This is a genomic window from Kitasatospora sp. HUAS MG31, assembly GCF_040571325.1.
In the GTDB taxonomy this organism is placed as follows: Bacteria; Actinomycetota; Actinomycetes; order Streptomycetales; family Streptomycetaceae; genus Kitasatospora; species Kitasatospora camelliae.
Genome location: NZ_CP159872.1, coordinates 3,974,660 through 3,991,963 on the forward strand (window position 1 = coordinate 3,974,660; position 17,304 = coordinate 3,991,963).

17 protein-coding genes are annotated in these 17,304 nt (G+C 73.4%); 8 read left to right on the forward strand and 9 right to left on the reverse strand.

The features are described from left to right. The first annotated feature begins 132 nt into the window (after nt 1-132). The 4 genes from ABWK59_RS18000 to ABWK59_RS18015 all read left to right on the forward strand — a co-directional run bounded on the left by ABWK59_RS18000 (nt 133) and on the right by ABWK59_RS18015 (nt 3,766). Nucleotides 133-1,242, forward strand: a complete 1,110-nt coding sequence (locus ABWK59_RS18000) for a rhodanese-like domain-containing protein (protein ID WP_354641603.1) — start codon at nt 133-135, stop codon at nt 1,240-1,242. A gap of 42 nt (nt 1,243-1,284) precedes the next feature. Next, complete coding sequence (locus ABWK59_RS18005) at nt 1,285-1,914, forward strand: DUF5819 family protein (RefSeq protein WP_354641604.1); 630 nt, start codon at nt 1,285-1,287, stop codon at nt 1,912-1,914. Nucleotides 1,915-2,135: 221 nt separating this feature from the next. Further along, entirely contained in the window at nt 2,136-3,092 is a 957-nt protein-coding gene (locus tag ABWK59_RS18010) for an HTTM domain-containing protein (RefSeq protein ID WP_420492930.1), read from the forward strand. After that, nucleotides 3,089-3,766, forward strand: coding sequence for a TrmH family RNA methyltransferase (locus ABWK59_RS18015; protein WP_354641605.1), 678 nt, complete (start codon nt 3,089-3,091; stop codon nt 3,764-3,766). The genes ABWK59_RS18010 and ABWK59_RS18015 overlap by 4 nt, the downstream gene beginning before the upstream one ends. Here the strand turns inward: ABWK59_RS18015 and ABWK59_RS18020 are convergent. The 4 genes from ABWK59_RS18020 to ABWK59_RS18035 all read right to left on the reverse strand — a co-directional run bounded on the left by ABWK59_RS18020 (nt 3,759) and on the right by ABWK59_RS18035 (nt 7,733). Then, nucleotides 3,759-5,045 (reverse strand): peptidoglycan-binding protein, encoded by a 1,287-nt coding sequence (locus ABWK59_RS18020; protein WP_354641606.1) that lies wholly within the window; start codon nt 5,043-5,045, stop codon nt 3,759-3,761. The two genes, ABWK59_RS18015 and ABWK59_RS18020, sit on opposite strands and share 8 nt — an antisense overlap. 120 nt (nt 5,046-5,165) lie before the next feature. Further along, a complete protein-coding gene (locus tag ABWK59_RS18025) occupies nt 5,166-6,056 on the reverse strand; it encodes a pyridoxamine 5'-phosphate oxidase family protein (protein WP_354641607.1) in 891 nt (296 codons plus the stop codon). A 54-nt stretch (nt 6,057-6,110) separates the two neighbouring features. After that, nucleotides 6,111-6,560, reverse strand: coding sequence for a VOC family protein (locus ABWK59_RS18030; RefSeq protein WP_354641608.1), 450 nt, complete (start codon nt 6,558-6,560; stop codon nt 6,111-6,113). 99 nt (nt 6,561-6,659) lie between these two features. Then, nucleotides 6,660-7,733: an XRE family transcriptional regulator gene (locus tag ABWK59_RS18035; protein WP_354641609.1), complete on the reverse strand. Its 1,074-nt coding sequence runs from the start codon at nt 7,731-7,733 to the stop codon at nt 6,660-6,662. A gap of 229 nt (nt 7,734-7,962) precedes the next feature. On the opposite strand from ABWK59_RS18035, the gene ABWK59_RS18040 reads away from it, so the two are divergent. Then, a complete protein-coding gene (locus ABWK59_RS18040; RefSeq protein WP_354641610.1) occupies nt 7,963-8,508 on the forward strand; it encodes a CGNR zinc finger domain-containing protein in 546 nt (181 codons plus the stop codon). 28 nt (nt 8,509-8,536) lie between these two features. On the opposite strand, the gene ABWK59_RS18045 is transcribed toward ABWK59_RS18040, so the two are convergent. After that, nucleotides 8,537-10,015, reverse strand: coding sequence for an FAD-dependent monooxygenase (locus ABWK59_RS18045; RefSeq protein ID WP_354641611.1), 1,479 nt, complete (start codon nt 10,013-10,015; stop codon nt 8,537-8,539). 118 nt (nt 10,016-10,133) lie between these two features. On the opposite strand from ABWK59_RS18045, the gene ABWK59_RS18050 reads away from it, so the two are divergent. Next, nucleotides 10,134-11,351: a bifunctional glycosyltransferase family 2/GtrA family protein gene (locus ABWK59_RS18050; protein WP_354641612.1), complete on the forward strand. Its 1,218-nt coding sequence runs from the start codon at nt 10,134-10,136 to the stop codon at nt 11,349-11,351. 85 nt (nt 11,352-11,436) lie between these two features. Here the strand turns inward: ABWK59_RS18050 and paaN are convergent, their stop codons facing one another. From paaN to ABWK59_RS18065, 3 genes are all read right to left on the reverse strand, one after another. Further along, nucleotides 11,437-13,137 carry a phenylacetic acid degradation protein PaaN gene (paaN, locus tag ABWK59_RS18055; protein ID WP_354641614.1) on the reverse strand — a complete coding sequence of 567 codons (1,701 nt, stop codon included), beginning with the start codon at nt 13,135-13,137 and terminating at the stop codon, nt 11,437-11,439. Nucleotides 13,138-13,269: 132 nt separating this feature from the next. Then, a complete protein-coding gene (locus tag ABWK59_RS18060; RefSeq protein ID WP_354641615.1) occupies nt 13,270-14,517 on the reverse strand; it encodes a hypothetical protein in 1,248 nt (415 codons plus the stop codon). Nucleotides 14,518-14,614: 97 nt separating this feature from the next. Next, nucleotides 14,615-15,028: a GtrA family protein gene (locus ABWK59_RS18065; protein WP_354641616.1), complete on the reverse strand. Its 414-nt coding sequence runs from the start codon at nt 15,026-15,028 to the stop codon at nt 14,615-14,617. Nucleotides 15,029-15,166: 138 nt separating this feature from the next. Here ABWK59_RS18065 and ABWK59_RS18070 point away from each other — a divergent pair, with 138 nt between their 5' ends. Continuing rightward, nucleotides 15,167-16,138, forward strand: a complete 972-nt coding sequence (locus ABWK59_RS18070) for a glycosyltransferase family 2 protein (protein WP_354641617.1) — start codon at nt 15,167-15,169, stop codon at nt 16,136-16,138. Between the two features lie 44 nt (nt 16,139-16,182). Next, complete coding sequence (locus ABWK59_RS18075) at nt 16,183-16,767, forward strand: TetR/AcrR family transcriptional regulator (RefSeq protein WP_354641618.1); 585 nt, start codon at nt 16,183-16,185, stop codon at nt 16,765-16,767. Between the two features lie 35 nt (nt 16,768-16,802). Here the strand turns inward: ABWK59_RS18075 and ABWK59_RS18080 are convergent, their stop codons facing one another. Continuing rightward, the gene (locus ABWK59_RS18080) at nt 16,803-17,264 is read right to left on the reverse strand and encodes an Lrp/AsnC family transcriptional regulator (protein ID WP_354641619.1); all 462 of its coding nucleotides are present in this window, start codon (nt 17,262-17,264) and stop codon (nt 16,803-16,805) included. Nucleotides 17,265-17,304 lie beyond the last annotated feature (40 nt).

Genomic DNA, 17,304 nt, shown 5'->3' on the forward strand with positions numbered 1-17,304 from the left:
CAATATCGGTTGTGTGTCACACACCGTGCGCCCTCGAATGCACCGGGTTCACCGGACCGGAGCAGCGCGTCGCGTGACACCCACGCGGGTAGGGTTGCTGGCCGTACGGCCGGACCCAGCGAAGGCGAGCAGGTGAGCGCAGAGATCCCCGTTCAGATCGGCGACCTGGAGGAGCGGGTGGCCGCGGCCGAACTGGCCTGGCTGACCCTGGACGTCGAGGTCGAGACCCTCCGCGTGGAGATCGACAACTTCGCCCTGGTCCACCACCAGCTGCTCGGCCCGCTGTACGCCGGCCTGGACGAGCTGGACGCCCTGATCGCCGAGGCGCTGGCCGCCCGGACCGGCCGGCCCGAGGACGTGCTGCGGGCCATCGAGGCCCGGGAGCGGGCCGGCGAGCCGGCCGACCCGGACGAGGTGCCGCCGGTGGAGCCGGAGGCTCCCCGGAAGGTCCGGCCCGACCGGGAGTCCCAGCGGCTCTACCGCGACCTCGCCCGCCGCGCCCACCCCGACCTGACCACCGACCCGGCCGAGCAGGAGCGCCGCTCCGTCTTCATCAGCCGGGTCAACGAGGCCTACGCCGCCGGCGACGGCGCCGCCCTGGAGCAGCTCGCCGAGGAGTGGTCCACCGCCCCGGAGACCGCCCCCGCCCCGGGCTCCCCCGAGCGGGAGGCCTGGCTCCATCAGCGCCTGGAGTTCCTCACCGCCCGGATCGGCCGGCTGGCCGCCGAGCAGGTCCGGCTGGAGCGCACCCCCATGGGCGAGCTGCTGCTGCTCGCCCCGCAGGAGCCCGAGCGGCTGCTGGAGGAGCTCGCCGAGCAGCTGCTCGCCCGGGCCTCCGAACGGCGTGCCGAGCTGGAGCGGCTGCTGGCCGATACTGGAGTCCACGGCCCCGACACCCAGGAGAACCCCACGATGTTCGCCCAGCAGCTGCCCACCACCACCGCCGCCGCGGTGCCCGCCGACGCCGTGCTGCTCGACGTCCGCGAGCAGGACGAGTGGGACGCCGGCCACGTGGACGGTGCGCTGCACATCCCGATCGGCGAGGTCGTCGCCCGGATCACCGAGCTGCCCGAGGACAGGCTGTACGTGCTGTGCCGGGTCGGCGGCCGCTCCGCGCAGGTCGTCCAGTACCTGGTCGCCCAGGGCCGGGACGCGGTCAACGTGGACGGCGGCATGTACGCCTGGGAGGCCGCCGGCCGCCCGATGGTGAGCGGCTCCGGCGGGGACGCCTTCGTCCTCTGACGGGTCTGTCGCCCCGCGCCCCGGTGAGGCAGGATGACCGGCATGCCTGTCCGGTCCCTGCCCGCCAGGGCGGCGCTCGTTGTGGCCGCCGCCCTGCTGCTCGGCGGCACCGGGCTGTTCCTGGCCGCGCTCTTCCTGCACGTCGCGCCGCCGAACTCGGTCTCCAAGGAGTACCAGCGGCAGATCGACGCCGTGGTCTTCCCCGAGTTCGAGCAGAACTGGAAGCTGTTCGCGCCGGACCCGCTGCAGCAGAACGTCACCGTCGACGCCCGGGTGCAGACCATCGCCGACGACGGCGCGGTGACCACCCGCGACTGGATCGGCCTGACCGCCCAGGACATCGCCGCCGTCCGCGGCAACCCCGCCCCCAGCCACACCGAGCAGAACCTGCTGCGCCGCGCCTGGGACTTCTACGACGCCACCCACCCCGCCCAGGAGGGCGCGGTCGCCGGTCCGCGCGGCAAGCTCGCCGAGCTCTACCTCAAGCGGATCGCCCTGCAGCGGATCGGGCGGACGGCCCACGGCGAGCGCATCCTGCAGATCCAGTTCCGCAGCGGCTCGGCCACCGTGCCGCCGCCGGCCTGGAGCACCGAGCAGGTCTCCACCGAGGCCGTCCACCGTGAACTGCCCTGGTGGCCGGTGAACGACGAGGACTACCGGGGGCTGCGGTGAAGCCGGGGGACCCGAGAGAGCCGGTCGGCGCTCCGACCCCGGCCGGGGCGACCGGCGAGGGGCCGCGGCTGCTCCCCGCCATCCCCCGCCAGCCCGAGGCCGCCCCGGAGCCGGTCGGTGACGGCCCGGTCGGTGCGGCCCCGGCCGACGAGCGGCCGCCCGCGCCTCCGGTGCGGCCGGAGCGCCCGCCGATACCCGGCCGGCCGGCTCCCCACGCCCTGCTGCGGGACGCCTTCGCCGCCTTCGTCGGCCGCACCGCCGCCCCGTACCAGGCGGCGGTGCTGCGGATCGGCACGGGCCTGGCCTGGGGCGGCTTCCTGCTCCGCGAATGGCCCCACCGCCGGGTGCTGTACGGCGACCTGTCCCCCTGGTCCGCCGAGCTGAACGCGCGGCTGATCGCCGAGTCCCACGCCTTCACCGTGCTCGGCTGGTCCGAGGGCCGGCTCTGGTTCGAGCTGGTCTACCACCTGGCGATCGCGGCCGCCGTGCTGCTGGTGCTCGGCTGGCGGACCCGGGCGGTCGGGGTGCTCTTCGCCGTCACCGTGGTCTCCCTGCAGAACCGCAACGTCTTCGTCGGCGACGGCGGGGACAACGTGATCCACCTGATGGCGATCTACCTGGTGCTGACCCGCTGTGGCCGGGTCTGGTCGCTGGACGCCCGGCGCCGCGCCCGCCGGCCGGCCCGGCCGCCCGGGGGCGAGCTGCGCGCCCTGATGGACGCCCTGACCACGATGCTGCACAACTGCGGGATGCTGGTGATCGCCGGCCAGGTGGTCCTGGTCTACGCGACGGCCGGCTGGTACAAGGTGCAGGGCTCCCGCTGGCAGGACGGCACGGCGCTGCACTACCCGCTGCACCTGGACTACTTCACCCCCTGGCCCGCCCTGTCCGGTCTGCTCGGGGCGAGCCTGCTGGTCACCTTCCTGCTCAGTTACGGGACGGTGGTGCTGCAGGTCGGCTTCCCGTTCGCGCTGGCCAACCGGCGGCTGAAGAACGTCCTGCTGGCCCTGATGGTGGCCGAGCACGCGGTGATCGCCGTGGTGCTGGGCCTGCCGTTCTTCTCGCTGGCGATGATCGCCGCCGACGCGGTGTTCCTGCCGACCGGGGTGCTGCTGGCGGCCGAGCGCCGGATCCGCCGCCTGGCCGGGCATCCCGGGGCCGTACCCTCGGTGGGATGAGCGGAACGGGAGTGCCCCACCAGGGCGAGCAGTACGACGACGCCTTCGTGCCGGAGGACCGCGAGGTCGGCGTCGGCCCGCACCCCGGGCCCTGGCCGGCCGATCCGCGGCTGGACCCGGAGCTGCTGGCCGCCGGGGACCGCCGCAACGTGGTGGACCGCTACCGCTACTGGACCCGCGAGGCGATCGTCGCCGACCTGGACACCCGCCGGCACGGCTTCCACGTGGCCGTGGAGAACTGGCAGCACGACTTCAACATCGGTTCCGTGGTGCGGACGGCCAACGCCTTCCTGGCGCAGCAGGTGCACATCGTGGGCCGCCGCCGCTGGAACCGGCGCGGCGCCATGGTGACCGACCGCTACCAGCACGTACGGCACCACGACTCGGTCGCCTCGCTGGCCTCCTTCGCCGCCGGGCACGGGTTGCCGATCATCGGCATCGACAACCTGCCCGGGGCGGTGCCGCTGGAGACCTTCGAGCTGCCCGAGCGCTGCGTGCTGCTGTTCGGCCAGGAGGGTCCGGGTCTCACCGAGGAGGCCTGGAAGCACTCCGCCGCGGTCTGCTCGATCGCCCAGTTCGGCTCGACCCGCTCGATCAACGCCGGGGCCGCCGCCGCCATCGCCATGCACGGGTGGATCCGCGCGCACGGCGATGTGGCGGGGGCGGTCAGCTGAACAGCAGCCGCCAGGTGTGCGGCCCCGGGTAGCCGTCGGCCTCGGCGCCGCGCCAGCCCTGGGCCTGCTGGAACGCCTGGACGTTGAGCCGGTCGGCCTCCGACCAGCTCTGGCTGGGCCCCTGCCGGTAGTTGCGGCCGAAGCCGCGCTTCACCAGCTGTTGGCCGAGCTGCAGCACGTACGGGTTGACCTTGCCGGGGCCGAACTTGTCCGCGCCGGGGAAGGCGGGGACGGCCGGCGCGGTCGGGGGCGGGGGAGGCGTCGCCGGGGCGGCCGCGGGCGGGATGTCCTTGCCCTTGCCGTTCACCAGGTAGTCCCAGGTGTCCTTGCCCGGGTAGCCGTCGGCCTCGGCGCCGCGCCAGCCCTGGGCGAGCTGGAAGGCCTCGGTGGCCTTGCGGTCGGCCTCGCCCCAGTCGGGGCTGGGGCCCTCGTGGTAGAACCGCGCGCCGCCGCGCTTCACCAGCATCTCGCCGAGCCGCTGGACGTACGGGTTGACCTTGCCGGGGCCGAACTTGTCCGCGCCGGGGAAGGCGTCGGGGGCCGGCTGGGGGGTGCTCAGGCCCTTGTAGCGGTAGGGGACGTAGGAGCCGGAGTTGCTCCAGTACGCGTAGGGGGTGGAGCGCTTGGTGGTGCCGGGGCGGGTCTGCTCGTAGGCGACGTACCGGGTGCGGGTGGAGTCCGTCCAGCCGCCGAAGAGCACCGTGTGGGAGCCGGCGCCCGGGTTGGTCGGGTTGTTGTAGATCAGCGCGTCGCCGGGCTGGAGGTCGTTCTTGGAGATCCGCTCGGCGAACTGCGGCAGGGTCCAGGTGGTCTGACTGCTGCCCAGGCCCCAGGCCATCGAGACGTACCCGGAGCAGTCCTGGCGGTAGCCGTCCGACCAGTAGCGGCTCATGCTGTACGGCACCTGCTGGTCGACCCAGGTCTGGGCACGGCGGAGGATCTCGGCGCGGGTGGTGGCGGGCTGGGCCGCCGCGGCTCGGCGGGTCTCGGCGGCGGGGGCGTCTCCGTACAGGTCGCTGACCTCGCCCTGGGGGGCGTCGGGTATCCCCTGCCCGCTGTCGCTGGTGTCGCCCGTCCGGGGTCCGGTGGCGGCTATCGCGCCGGTGGCGCCGCCGAGGACGGTGCCCACCGCGGCCACCAGGACGGCGGCACGCCGGGCGCCCCGGGCCGACGGGTGTCCGCCGTCCCGGGGGTGGGCCGCGCGGAGCCGGGCCAGCCTGCGGGCGGAACAGCCGGCGCAGGAGCAGTTCTGGTCCGGCTCGACGTCGCTGAACTCCATCAGCACGTTGATCCCTGCCTTTCCGTCATGGAATCGGCATACGTTCCACGGGAGCGGAGGGAACATCAGCTGATTAGTCATAAAATGCGACGAATGGGGTAACCGGTGGGCCGGTCCGAGCTACCCCGCGAGGGGCGGGTTGGCCGGGGAGTATTCGGGATCGGTCCAGCTCAGCTGTGTGGCGTGGGCGAGTTCCACCACCCGCCGGATCTCGAAGTCCACCGCGGGGGCGGCCGGGTCCGTCCAATCCACCTCGGCGCGGCCGGTGAGCTGGAGGGTGCCGCCGGTCTCCCAGTCGGACAGGAGGAGGCCGGCCCGGGGCTCGACCTCCAGGTTCCCCAGGGTCATGAACATGGAGTTGCCGGGGTACTCGGGCCAGCGCAGCCGGCCCGGGCCGAGCACTGAGACGAAGCCCGGGTTGCCGCCGCGGTGCGAGGCGTCCACCGAGCCGTCCGGGCCGACGCTGGCGATGAAGAAGGTGTCGGCGGTGGAGACGGCCAGCTGCTGGGCGGTCGTCAGCTCCTCGCCGACGGTGGCCGGCGTGGGCCGGGCGGGCAGGTCGACCGGACTGCGGCGCTGGATGTACTTGGGGCAGTTGGCGTACACCTGGTCGGCCTCGATCACCAGGCCGTCGCGGCCGTCCGGCCGGGAGCGGCCGTTCACCCGCATCCGGCGGCGGCTGGCCGGGTCCAGGGCGATGGTGCCGACCGGGGCAGGGCGGGCCAGCACCCCGGCGAGCGGATCGCCGGGGACGGGTGCGGCCGCCACCGCCAGGGTGTGCGGATCCGCGGCGCGCAGGAAGCCGGGCGCGCCGCTGAGCAGGCCGGCCCAGACCCGTCCGGCCGGGTCGGCGGCGCCCACCACCAGGGTCCGCCGCTCGGTGAGGAACTGGGCGGCCACCGGGGGGATGGTGCGGCCGACGGACCGGCCCACGTGGTCGGAGCGGTCGGTCACGCCGGTGCGCAGCTGCACCGCGCGCTCGCCGGGGTGGTACGGGCTGGTCGTGGTCACGGCGGGACCTCCTGCTGCCGCGGTGGTCGGTCCGGGCGGGGACTGGGGTGTGCCTCAGAAGAACCCGCAGGTGGGGGCCTCGGTGCTGGGGGCGGCGGCCCCGGTGGCGTCCACCCCCTCGGGGGTGAAGATCTCCAGGCGGGTGCCGTCCGGGTCGTGGAAGAAGATGCCGCCGGAGGTGCCGCCCTCCCGGTGCGGCACCACGCCGTCGTACCGGAACCCGGCGCCCAGCTCCTTGAGCACCCGCTCCGCCTCGTGGACCTCCTCCAGGGTGTCCACCTGGAAGGAGAGGTGGTGCAGGCCGGGCCGGGTGGTGTCGTGGGTGCCGGTGGACTGCTGCCAGAGCGTGACCACCAGCCGGCCGTCCCGGCCGAGCAGGGCGAACGGCGAGGGCGTGGTGCTCTCGGTCACCGTCTCCAGGCCCAGGACGCGCCGGTAGAAGGCGACCGAGCGGGGCAGGTCGGTGACGTTCAGGCCGATGTGACCGGTCTGCAGGGACTTCATGGCGGCACTCCCGAGCTCGACTAACCGTTACTAGTGACAGTAATGGTTAGTCGCTCGATGGGTCAACCGGTATGAAGTTCTGTAGCGGTTAGGTGTGGGCTACTCCCACTGCCAGCGGATGCCGACCTGGCCCGGCTGCTGGTCCGGCGACAGGACGTGCGCGCTGGCCGAGGCACCGATCCACAGCTGCTGGCGGTTGCGGTCCACCTCCTCGCCGGGCGCCCGGTCGAAGCGCTCGCACTGAGCCGGGACGGTGGACGGCTCGAAGTGCACCTGCAGCACGTACTCGCGCACCGGGACGGCGAAGAACCGCCCGTAGTCGGTGGTCGGACCGGAGTCCGGGACGGTGACCTCGTACTCGAAGACCGTGCTGTCGCCCAGGCCCAGCGGCCGGTCCAGCAGCAGCTCGGCGACCAGCAGGCCGCTCTCCGGGCGGCGCCGGACCCGGCCCAGCCGAGCGTGCCGCACCGAGTTGATCTCGGGGCAGACCTTCACCCCCTCGTCCGCCTTGTGCACCACCACGTGCCGGCTCACGTCGGGCACGGTGGCCCGCACGACCTGGCGCATCCGCAGCAGGTGGCCGCGGCGGTTGGCGTCCACGAAGTAGGAGTCGTGGATCGACAGCCGCTCCAGGTCGCCGGTCGGCGGCGCGTCCAGCTCCTCGAAGATCTCGGCGATCTCCTGCTCGCCGGGCCACACCTGCTCGACCCTCAGGCTGTCCGGGGCGGTCTGGGTGACCCAGCGTCCGCGCGGCCGCGGCGGGCCGAGCAGCGAGGTCAGGCTGCCCACCCGCAGGCCCAGCAGCTCCTCCAGCAGCTGCACGGCGCGCAGCGAGGCCGCCCGCTCGGGCTGGCTGCGGCCGCGCCGCCAGTAACTGAGTGTGGTGATGCTCACCCTGACGCCCTGTTGGGCGAGGGCGGACCTGATCCGGTCCAGGCTGAGGCCGCTGGCCTCGATCGCGGCGTTCAGCACCTCGGCGAAGCCGGCCGGCGGCCCGGAGGAGCCGGGGGCGGCCGGTGCCGGCGTGACCGGGCCGGCCGGTGCCGCCGCGACCGGGGTCGGGGCGGGGGCCGGAGTGCCGTTCGTGCCGGCGCGCGCGGCGGCCTCGGGTCCGGTCTGTCGTTGGCCGACCAGCCGGAGCCGACCGACGTGCTGCGGATGCTGTGAGCCCATGCGGACACCTTCCCCACCAGGCGAGTTCGGCGGGTTCGGCCCGGGCGCTTCCGCGCGCCGGGAGATCGGCCACCGAGCTGTGGGAACCCTACGCAAGGTTGAGAGGTTACGTCATCAACTCGGACATATGACAGTGGTCACGACAAGAAATCCGCAGATCAGCAGCAGTTGAAACATGGAGGAAACACGGGCCCCCGTGCCCGCCCCGACGGTCCGTACACTCGACGGTATGGCTGACCCCCGCGACCCGCGCCCGCTGATCGGCGAACCCCTCTCGCTCGATCTGCTCAACACGCGCTGGCGGGGCACCCCGGTCAACGACCTGCTGACCGACCCGGAGGGCTACGGCATCTGGCTGTCCTCCGCCGGGCTCGCCGAGCGCTGCCCGGCCGACCGGGCCGGACTGGACGCCGTTCTCACCGCGCGCGAGGCGCTGGCCGCGCTGGTCGGCGCCGCCGAGGAGCAGCGGCCGGCACCGCTGGACGCCCTCAACGAGGTGCTCGCCCACGGCCGGATCCGGCACGTCCTGACCTCGGGCGGCCCGGCCGAGACCGTCGAGGTGGACGAGCCGCACTGGCTGGCCGCCTGGCTGGCCGCCGACGACTACCTCGGCCTGCTCGGGCAGGGCGCCCACCGGATCAAGGCCTGCGCCCACTCCACCTGCATCCTGCACTTCTTCGACACCTCGCAGAACGGCCGCCGCCGCTGGTGCTCGATGGCCGTCTGCGGCAACCGCGCCAAGGCCGCCCGCCACTACGAGAAGGTGACCCGCTAGGGGTCCTCGCAGGGCGGGCGCCCCCGGGCTACTGCGGCGTGCCCAGCCAGTGGGTGAGCGCCGCCCGGAGCTCGCCCCGGGTGGGGTCCACGGCCGCCCAGGCGGCGTACCCGTCCGGCCGGACCAGCAGCACGGTGTCCCGCAGCTTGCCGTGCGGATCGGCCGGCGCCGCCGTCACCACCCGGTCCGCCCACGGCTCGGCCACCGACAGCTCGTCGTTGCTCACCAGCACCGCCCGGCCCGCCCGCAGCGCCTCGTACAGCCGCGCCGGGCCGCCCGGGCGGTCCACCGCCAGCCGCAGGTCGGGCACCCGGCGGCCGGCCAGCGGGTGCGAGCCCTTCTCGGCCGGGTACGAGACCCCGATCCCGGAGATCTGCTTGGCGCCGAACTGCGCCACCGGCCCGAGGTGGTCGGCCACGCTGGTCAGCGCCGAACGCAGCGCCCGGGTCGGCCCGTTCTGCGCCAGCGCCACCCGCACCAGCGCACCGGAGCTGCGCAGCACCGCCCGGCCGACCGGGTGACGCTCCGTCTGGTAGGTGTCCAACAGCGCGTCAGGAGCCCGTCCCTGCACCGCCGCGGCCAGCTTCCAGCCGAGGTTGGCGGCGTCCTGCAGGCCGGTGTTCATGCCCTGTCCGCCCGCCGGGGAGTGGCAGTGCGCGGCGTCGCCGGCCAGGAAGACCCGGCCCGAGCGGTAGGTCGGCACCTGCCGCTCGTCGCTGTGGAACCGGGACATCCACCGGGCGTCCCGCAGCCCGTAGTCGCGGTCGAACACGGCCCGGGTGATGTCCGCGATCTCGGAGAGCTCCACCGGGGCGCCGTCGGGCAGCTGCCGGTCCCGGTCCCAGGCGATCACCCGGTACCAGCCGTCGCCGAACGGCGCCAGGAAGGCGAAGCCGGCCTCGCCCGCGCCGACCGTCAGCACCTCCTCCGGCTCCTCCTCCAGCCGCACGTCGGCCAGCACCACCGAGTTGACCACCGACTCGCCCGGGAACGGGATGCCCAGCAGGTCCCGCACCGCGCTGCGCACGCCGTCGCAGCCGACCGCGTACCGGGCCCGGTAGGCGGTGGTGGCGTCGCCCTCGCGGACGGTCAGGGTGACCCCCTCGGCGTCCTGCCGCAGCCCGACCGCCTCGGCGCCCCGGACGATCACCGCGCCGGCCTTGGCGGCCCGTTCCTGCAGCAGCCGCTCGGTGTTGGACTGCGGGGTGATCAGGACGAACGGGAAGCGGGTCGGCAGCGCGCCCAGGTCCACCCGCAGCCGGCCGAACAGCCGCAGCGAGCCCAGCGCGGCACCGGTGGCGATCAGGTCGTCGGCCAGCCCACGGGCGTCCAACTGCTCCAGCGTGCGGGCGTGCACGGCGAAGGCGCGGGTCAGGTTGGACTCGGCCGCGCGCTTCTCCAGCACCGTCACGCGGACCCCGGCGACGGCCAGGTCGCCGGCCATCAGCAGCCCGGTGGGACCCGCTCCGACGATCACCACATCGGAGTCGGTCGGCTTCTCGGACATCGGTCATCTCCCGTTGGTCGCAACAGCATCGGCGCGCCGGCCGGAGCGGCCCGAATCTCAGCCCGCTCTCAGCCTCCCATCATCGCGGCCCCATCCGGGCCTGTGAACGTCCTTTTCCATGACACAGCCCGCAACGCGGGGCGCGACCCTGCCCGGCCCCCTCCCCACCCGCGAGACCAGGGTGCGGACCCGGCTGGTCGAAGTGGTCGTGCCCGTCTACAACGAGCAGCACACCGTCGAGACCTGCGTCCGCAGGCTGCAGGCGTACCTCGACGAGACCTTCCCGTACGACTACCTGATCACCATCGCGGACAACGCCTCGGTGGACGGCACCTGGGAAGTGGCCACCCGGCTCTCCGAGGAGCTCCCCCGGGTCCGCGCCGTGCACCTGGCCCTCAAGGGCCGCGGACGGGCCCTGCGGCAGGTCTGGGGCGCCAGCGAGGCCGATGTGGTCGCCTACATGGACGTGGACCTCTCCACCGGCCTGGAGGCCTTCCTGCCGCTGGTGGCGCCCCTCCTCTCCGGCCACAGCGACCTGGCCATCGGCAGCCGGCTGCACCACGGCTCGGCCGTGACCCGCGGACCCAAGCGGGAACTCATCTCCCGCGGCTACAACCTGCTGCTCCGGGCCACCATGGCGGCCAGGTTCTCGGACGCCCAGTGCGGCTTCAAGGCCGGTCGGACCGAGGTGGTCAAGCGGCTGCTGGACGAGGTGGAGGACAACGCCTGGTTTTTCGACACCGAGCTGCTGCTGCTCGCCGAGCGCACCGGGCTGCGGATCCACGAGGTCCCGGTGGACTGGGTGGACGACCCCGACAGCCGGGTGGACGTCGTGCGCACCGCGCTGGACGACCTCAGGGGCATGGCCCGGATCGCCCGCCGTTCGCTCACCCGTCCCGGCGGGGCCGGGACGGCCCGCGCGGAGCGGCTCCCGCCGGGCCTGGGCTGGCAGCTGGCCAGCTTCGCGGTGGTCGGCACCGTGAGCACCCTGGCGTACGTGCTGCTCTTCCTCGGGCTGCGGCAGCTGATGCCCGCGCTGCCGGCCAACGCGCTGGCCCTGGGGGCCACGGCGGTGGCCAACACGGCGGCGAACCGGCGGTTCACCTTCGGGGTCACCGGCCGGCGGGACGCGCTGCGGCATCAGGTGGAGGGCGGGATCGCCTTCCTGATCGGGCTGGTGCTGAGCAGCGGGGCGATCGGGCTGCTGCACGCGGTGCGGCCCGGGGTAGGGCACGGGGTGGAGCTGGCGGTGCTGGTGGGGGCCAACGCGGTGGCGACCGTGCTGCGGTTCCTGCTGCTGCGGGTGTGGGTGTTCAACCCCAGGCGGGGACGCTGAAGCGCGGGGACCGGCGCGAAGCGGAAGGCCGTCACCTTCCGTCTCCGCGCGGGTCCCCGCGCCCCGTGTGCGGTCAGCCGGTGCGTCAGCTGTGGCGGCGCACCTGGACGGTGCGGAAGCGGCCGGCCACGAACGCGCCGTCGCAGTAGGCCGCGTTCGCCGCCGGGTTGGCGCCGGTGCCGTGCAGGTCGGAGAAGGCGGCGGTCTGGTTGACGTACACGCCGCCGGTCAGGTTGAGCGACAGCGAGACGCCGGAGTCCAGCGCGGCCTCGACCAGCGCGGCCTCCACGCCCTCGTCCACGGTGTAGGCGCCGGCCGTCATCGCGCCCTGCTCGCGCACGGTGCGGCGGAGCAGCTCGACCGCGGCCTCGCTGGAGTCCACGGCCACCGCGAAGGAGACCGGGCCGAAGCACTCGCCGAGGAAGGCGGTGCGGTCGTCCGGCTTGTCGGCGTCCACCTTGACCAGGGCGGGGGTGCGGATGGTGGCGCCGGGGAACTCGGCGGACTCCACCACGCGCGGGGTGAGCGCCAGCTCGCCGTACTCGCCGGCCGCCGCGGCGACCGTGCGCTGGAGCACTCCGGGGTTGACCACGGCGCCCAGGATGGCGGCGGCCCGGGCGTCGTCCCCGAGCAGGCCGTCGATCGCGGCGGCGAGGTCGGCTACCACCTCGTCGTAGGACTTGGTGCCCTCGTCGGTGCGGATGCCGCCCCGCGGGATCAGCAGGTTCTGCGGGGTGGTGCACATCTGGCCGCTGTACAGCGAGAGCGCGAAGGCCAGGTTGGACAGCATGCCCTTGTAGTTGTCGGTGGAGTCGATCACCACCGTGTTGACGCCGGCCTTCTCGGTGTAGACCTGCGCCTGGCGGGCGTGCTCCTCCAGCCAGTCGCCGAAGGAGGTCGAGCCGGTGTAGTCGATCAGCTTGACCTCGGGACGGACGGCCAGCACCTGGGCGATCGCGCCGCCCTCGTGCTCGGCGGCCAGGCAGACCAGGTTGGGGTCGAAGCCGGCCTCGGCGAGCACCTCGCGGGCGATCCGGACGGTCAGCGCCAGCGGCAGGACGGCCCGCGGGTGCGGCTTGACCAGCACCGGGTTGCCGGTGGCGAGGGAGGCGAACAGGCCGGGGTAGCCGTTCCAGGTGGGGAAGGTGTTGCAGCCGATCAGCAGCGCGAGGCCGCGCGGCACCACGGTGAACTCCTTGACCATGCTCAGCGGCTCGCGCTTGCCCTGCGGCTTGGTCCAGGTGGCCTGGCGGGGCAGCCGGACCTGCTCGGCGTACGCATAGGCGACGGCCTCGAGGCCGCGGTCCTGGGCGTGCGGGCCGCCGGCCTGGAAGGCCATGCCGTACGCCTGGCCGGTGGTGTGCATGACCGCCTGCGCGAACTCGTGCGAGCGGGCGTTGATCCGGGCCAGGATCTCCAGGCAGACCGCCGCGCGGGCGGCCGGGGTGGCCTGGGCCCAGGCCGGGCGGGCCTGCTCCATGGCGGCGACCAGGTCGTCCGCCTCCGCGTGGGGGTAGCTGACGCCGAGCTCGATCCCGTACGGCGAGGCCTCGCCCGCCACCAGGTCGCCGTTGGTCGGCTGGCCCTCGATCGCGAAGACCTTGCCGAGCAGGGCGTCGAACGCGGCCTTGCCGTCGGCCGGGCCGGACTCCCCGTAAGCCTTGGGGAACTCGGGGTACGGCGACCAGTAGTCACGGCTCTCGATCGCGGCGAGCGCACGGTCGAGGGTGTCCTGGTGGCGTTCGATCATTTCGGCGACCGACGGGTCGGGGGTCGCAGCAACCATGGTGCGCTCCTCAGCAGGGGCGGGCGTGACACACCTCAGAGTAACCGAACGATCGGTCGGGGCAAGAGGCCGGGCCGGACCGGGACCGGGTGAGTGCCCGGCCCACCGGATCCTCCCGGGGGTCCCCGCGGTCTACGGGATGCCGAGCTCGAAGATGACATACCCGGCGTACCAGCCGGAGGCGGCGGCCAGCACCCCGAGCACGGTGGCCAGCGAGGGCAGCGACAGCCGCTTGAGGGCCACCGCGATCGGCAGGAACAGCGGGAAGCAGGGCAGCAGGTACCGCGACACGTTGCCGAATATCTGCGCGCTGCCGAGCACCAGCACGACGGTGATCAGCGTGTAGACCACCAGGAACACCGGAGGCCGCAGCCGGATCAGCAGGAAGATCAGGATCGGCAGGCTGAACACCAGCAGCATCCCGATCAGGTCCTCGGTCGGGTACGTGAAGACGTAGCTGCCCTTGCCGAGCAGGTTGGTGCTCAGCACGTTCAGGGTGTGCGCACCGTAGTCGAAGTAGTGCAGCCAGGCGCCGCGCTGCAGCTTGAAGTAGCCGCTCCAGTCACCCATCCGCCAGCAGACCCAGGCGATGTAGCCGGCCAGGCCGAGCGGGGCGATCAGGACGGCCCCGACCGGGCCGAGCACCCCGTCCCGGCGCCGGACGAGGGCCACCAGGGCGGCCACGCCCAGACCGGCGATCAGCGCCGCGGAGGTGGGCCGGTTGAGACCGGCCACGAAGGTGGTGAAGCCGGCCGCGGCCCAGTTGCGGTCCAGCACGAAGTAGCTCGCCCAGGCGGCCAGCGCGACGAACAGCGAGTCCGAGTACAGCGCCCACTCCACGCCCGAGCCCGGGAAGACCGCCCAGACGCCCGCCGCGATCACACCGGCCCGGCGGCCGGCCAGCCGGTCCACCACCGCGAAGATCCCGGCCGCGGCCACGAAGGAGGAGAGGATCGAGACCAGCATCCCGGCGCCGTACGAGCCGAGGCCGGTGACCTCCGAGACCAGCCGCATCAGGCCCGGGTACAGCGGGAAGAAGGCGGCCGAGTTCTGCTCGTACATCCACGGCCCGGCGCCGATGACCTCCAGCTTGGGGTCGTAGCCCAGCTCGGCGATCTGGGTGTACCACCAGCCGTCCCAGGACCCCAGGACGTCCCAGGCGTGGGCCCCGCCGCCGAACCGCGGGTTCCGCCTGGGGTACTCGGCGGCCGCCTCCAGCAGCAGCATGAACACGCTGAAGCCGATCAGCTTCAGGACCGCGTACAGCCAGAGGGCGGGACCGAAACGGTACGCCAGGCTCCGCGACCGGTCGCGCCAGTCGGCGCGGGTGGGAGCGGGCTCCCGCCGGCGCTGCTCGGGCATGGCCGGTGCTTCGTTCATGGAAATCGAACCCCACCCTGTCGACGACCGTCCGCCGAGTTTATGGCACCGGGTGCGCCGCCCCTCCGGGCGGACCGTGAGCGGCTGGTCCAGACCCCTACGCGTTCGTCCGCGGGCGGAACACCCAGAGCCTGAGCAGGGTGAACCTCAGCAGCGTGGCCGCCACGTTGGCGGCGACCAGGGCGGCGACCTCCACCGCCCGGGACGGGTCGGGCACCGTCGCGGAGACCAGCGCCAGCGCCCCGCTGCTCAGCGCCAGCCCGGCCAGGAAGGCCACCAGGCCCTGCAACTGGTGCTTGGCGGCGTCCTGCGAGCCCCGCACTCGGAAGGTGAACCGGCGGTTGGCGGCGGTGTTGGCGACCGCCGTGGTCAGCAGAGCCACCAGGTTCGCGCCCTGGTCCCCGGCGAACGGCCGCAGCAGCAGGTACAGCAGCAGGTACGCCACCGTGGAGACGGCGCCGATCACCGCGAACACCGGCAGCTGCCGGCCTACTGGACTGCGGACCGGCATGGCGGCGGGCCCTCCTGCGTGCGGTCGGACGGCCGCTCGGCGTGCGTGAGGCGATCCGCGGGTGTACGAGCGGTGCTGCCGGAGTCTACGTTATGGGGGCCAGCCGCCCGCCGAGCGCACAGCCAGGACTGAATCCCCATGACCGCCGCCGTACACCACGACCGGACCGAGCTGTCCGTCGTCATCCCGATGTACAACGAGGAGGAGGCGCTGCCGGCCCTGGTGGCCCGGCTGCGCCCCGCACTGGACGGCCTGGGCGAGCGCTACGAGGTGGTCGCCGTCGACGACGGCAGCACCGACAAGACCGCGGCCCTGCTCGCCGACCTCCGGGAGTCCTGGCCCGAGCTGCGAATACTGCGGCTGCGCCGGAACTCCGGGCACCAGGCCGCCCTCGCCTCCGGACTGCACCGCGCCGTGGGCGCCTACGTCGCCAGCATCGACGCCGACCTCCAGGACCCGCCGGAGAAGATCCCGGAGATGCTGGACCTCGCCCGCCGGGACGGCCTCGACATCGTCTACGGCGTCCGCGACGACCGCAGCACCGACACCGGCTTCAAGCGCCGCACCGCCGGCCTCTACTACTGGATGATGCGCCGCCTGGTGGGCAAGCAGATGCCCTCCCAGGCGGGCGACTTCCGGCTGCTCAGCCGGGAGGCCGTCGAGGCGCTCAAGTCGCTGCCCGACCAGCAGCAGGTCTACCGGCTGCTGGTGCCCTGGCTGGGCTTCCCCAGCGGGCAGGTGTCCTACCACCGCGAGGAGCGGGTGGCCGGCGAGACCAAGTACCCGCTCAGCAAGATGATCCGGCTGGCCCTGGACAGCGTCACCGGCTTCTCCGCCGCACCGCTGCGGATCGCCACCTGGCTCGGCGTGGTCAGCTTCTTCGCCTGCCTGGCCATGCTGGTCTTCTGCCTCACCGCCTACCTGGCCGGCCACGTGGTGCCCGGCTGGACCTCGCTGTTCGTGGCGATGCTCTTCATCGGCGGCGTCCAGCTGATCTGCGTCGGCCTGCTCGGCGAGTACATCGGCCGGATCTACACCGCCGTCCAGCGCCGGCCCACCTACTTCATCGGGTACGACTCCGCCGAGCGGAGCACCGCCTCAGGGGAGTAGACCCGCCGGAGGGCGGGCGGCGGCCGCCGGGGATACTCGTGCCCATGGCCGACAACAGCACGCGCACCGCCTACACCGTCGACTCGCTGCTCGCCGTCACCGTCGGGGTGTTCAACGAGCGCGGCTACGACGGGACCTCCATGGAGGACCTCTCGCGTGCTGCCGGCATCTCCAAGTCCTCGATCTACCACCACGTCCGCGGCAAGGAGGAACTGCTGCGGCTCGCCGTCGGCCGGGCGCTGGACGCGCTCTTCGCCATCCTGGACGAGGCGGAGGCGGAGACCGGCCCGCCGGTGGACCGCCTGGAGCACGTGGTGCGGCGGACGGCCGAGGTGCTGCTCTCCGAGCTCCCGTACGTCACCCTGCTGCTGCGGGTGCGCGGCAACACCGCCACCGAGCAGTGGGCGCTGGAGCGCCGCCGCGACTTCGACCACCGGGTGGCAGAGCTGCTCCGGGCCGCGGTCACCGCGGGGGAGCTGCGGGCCGACGTGGAGCCGCGGCTGGCCACCCGCCTGCTCTTCGGCATGATCAACTCGATCGTGGAGTGGTACCGCCCCGGCGCCAAGGGCACGGACGGCGTCGCCGACGCGGTGGTCCACCTCGCCTTCGACGGCCTGCGGGCGCGGTAGCCCCCACGCGGGCCGCCCCCGGACCCCTGCGGGGATCAGTCCGGCGGCACCTGGTCCGTCTCCTCGAAGACCAGCATCGTCTGGGTGCCCAGCACCTGGGGGATCGACTGGATCCGGTTGAGCACCAGCTCCCTCAGGGCCCGGTTGTCGGCCGTGTGCACCAGCAGCAGCACGTCGAAGTCCCCGCCGACCAGCGCGATGTGCGCCACCCCGGGCAGGGCCAGCAGCTGCTCCCGCACCGTCCGCCAGGAGTTCTGCACGATCTTCAGGGTGATGTACGCCGACGCGCCCTGCCCCGCCCGTTCGTGGTCGACCCGCGCGGTGAAGCCGCGGATGACCCCGTCCTCGACCATCCTGGAGATCCGGGCGTAGGCGTTCGCCCGGGACACGTGCACCCGTTCGGCGACCGAGCGGATCGAGGCGCGACCGTCCTGCTGCAGCAGCCGCAGGATCGAACGGTCGACCCGGTCGAGTCTGGACGTCTGTTCAGCCGACACGGCCCCCCACCCTCCCTGATTGGACGTGCTGACTCCAGAA

Coding starts and splice junctions, on each gene's coding strand:
- ABWK59_RS18075 (WP_354641618.1), top strand. CDS start 16,183: ATGGCCGACAACAGCACGCGCACCGCCTACACCGTCGACTCGCTGCTC.
- ABWK59_RS18015 (WP_354641605.1), top strand. CDS start 3,089: ATGAGCGGAACGGGAGTGCCCCACCAGGGCGAGCAGTACGACGACGCC.
- ABWK59_RS18030 (WP_354641608.1), bottom strand. CDS start 6,560: ATGAAGTCCCTGCAGACCGGTCACATCGGCCTGAACGTCACCGACCTG.
- ABWK59_RS18020 (WP_354641606.1), bottom strand. CDS start 5,045: ATGGAGTTCAGCGACGTCGAGCCGGACCAGAACTGCTCCTGCGCCGGC.
- ABWK59_RS18005 (WP_354641604.1), top strand. CDS start 1,285: ATGCCTGTCCGGTCCCTGCCCGCCAGGGCGGCGCTCGTTGTGGCCGCC.
- paaN (WP_354641614.1), bottom strand. CDS start 13,137: ATGGTTGCTGCGACCCCCGACCCGTCGGTCGCCGAAATGATCGAACGC.
- ABWK59_RS18045 (WP_354641611.1), bottom strand. CDS start 10,015: ATGTCCGAGAAGCCGACCGACTCCGATGTGGTGATCGTCGGAGCGGGT.
- ABWK59_RS18070 (WP_354641617.1), top strand. CDS start 15,167: ATGACCGCCGCCGTACACCACGACCGGACCGAGCTGTCCGTCGTCATC.
- ABWK59_RS18050 (WP_354641612.1), top strand. CDS start 10,134: ATGACACAGCCCGCAACGCGGGGCGCGACCCTGCCCGGCCCCCTCCCC.
- ABWK59_RS18065 (WP_354641616.1), bottom strand. CDS start 15,028: ATGCCGGTCCGCAGTCCAGTAGGCCGGCAGCTGCCGGTGTTCGCGGTG.
- ABWK59_RS18040 (WP_354641610.1), top strand. CDS start 7,963: ATGGCTGACCCCCGCGACCCGCGCCCGCTGATCGGCGAACCCCTCTCG.
- ABWK59_RS18035 (WP_354641609.1), bottom strand. CDS start 7,733: ATGGGCTCACAGCATCCGCAGCACGTCGGTCGGCTCCGGCTGGTCGGC.
- ABWK59_RS18060 (WP_354641615.1), bottom strand. CDS start 14,517: ATGAACGAAGCACCGGCCATGCCCGAGCAGCGCCGGCGGGAGCCCGCT.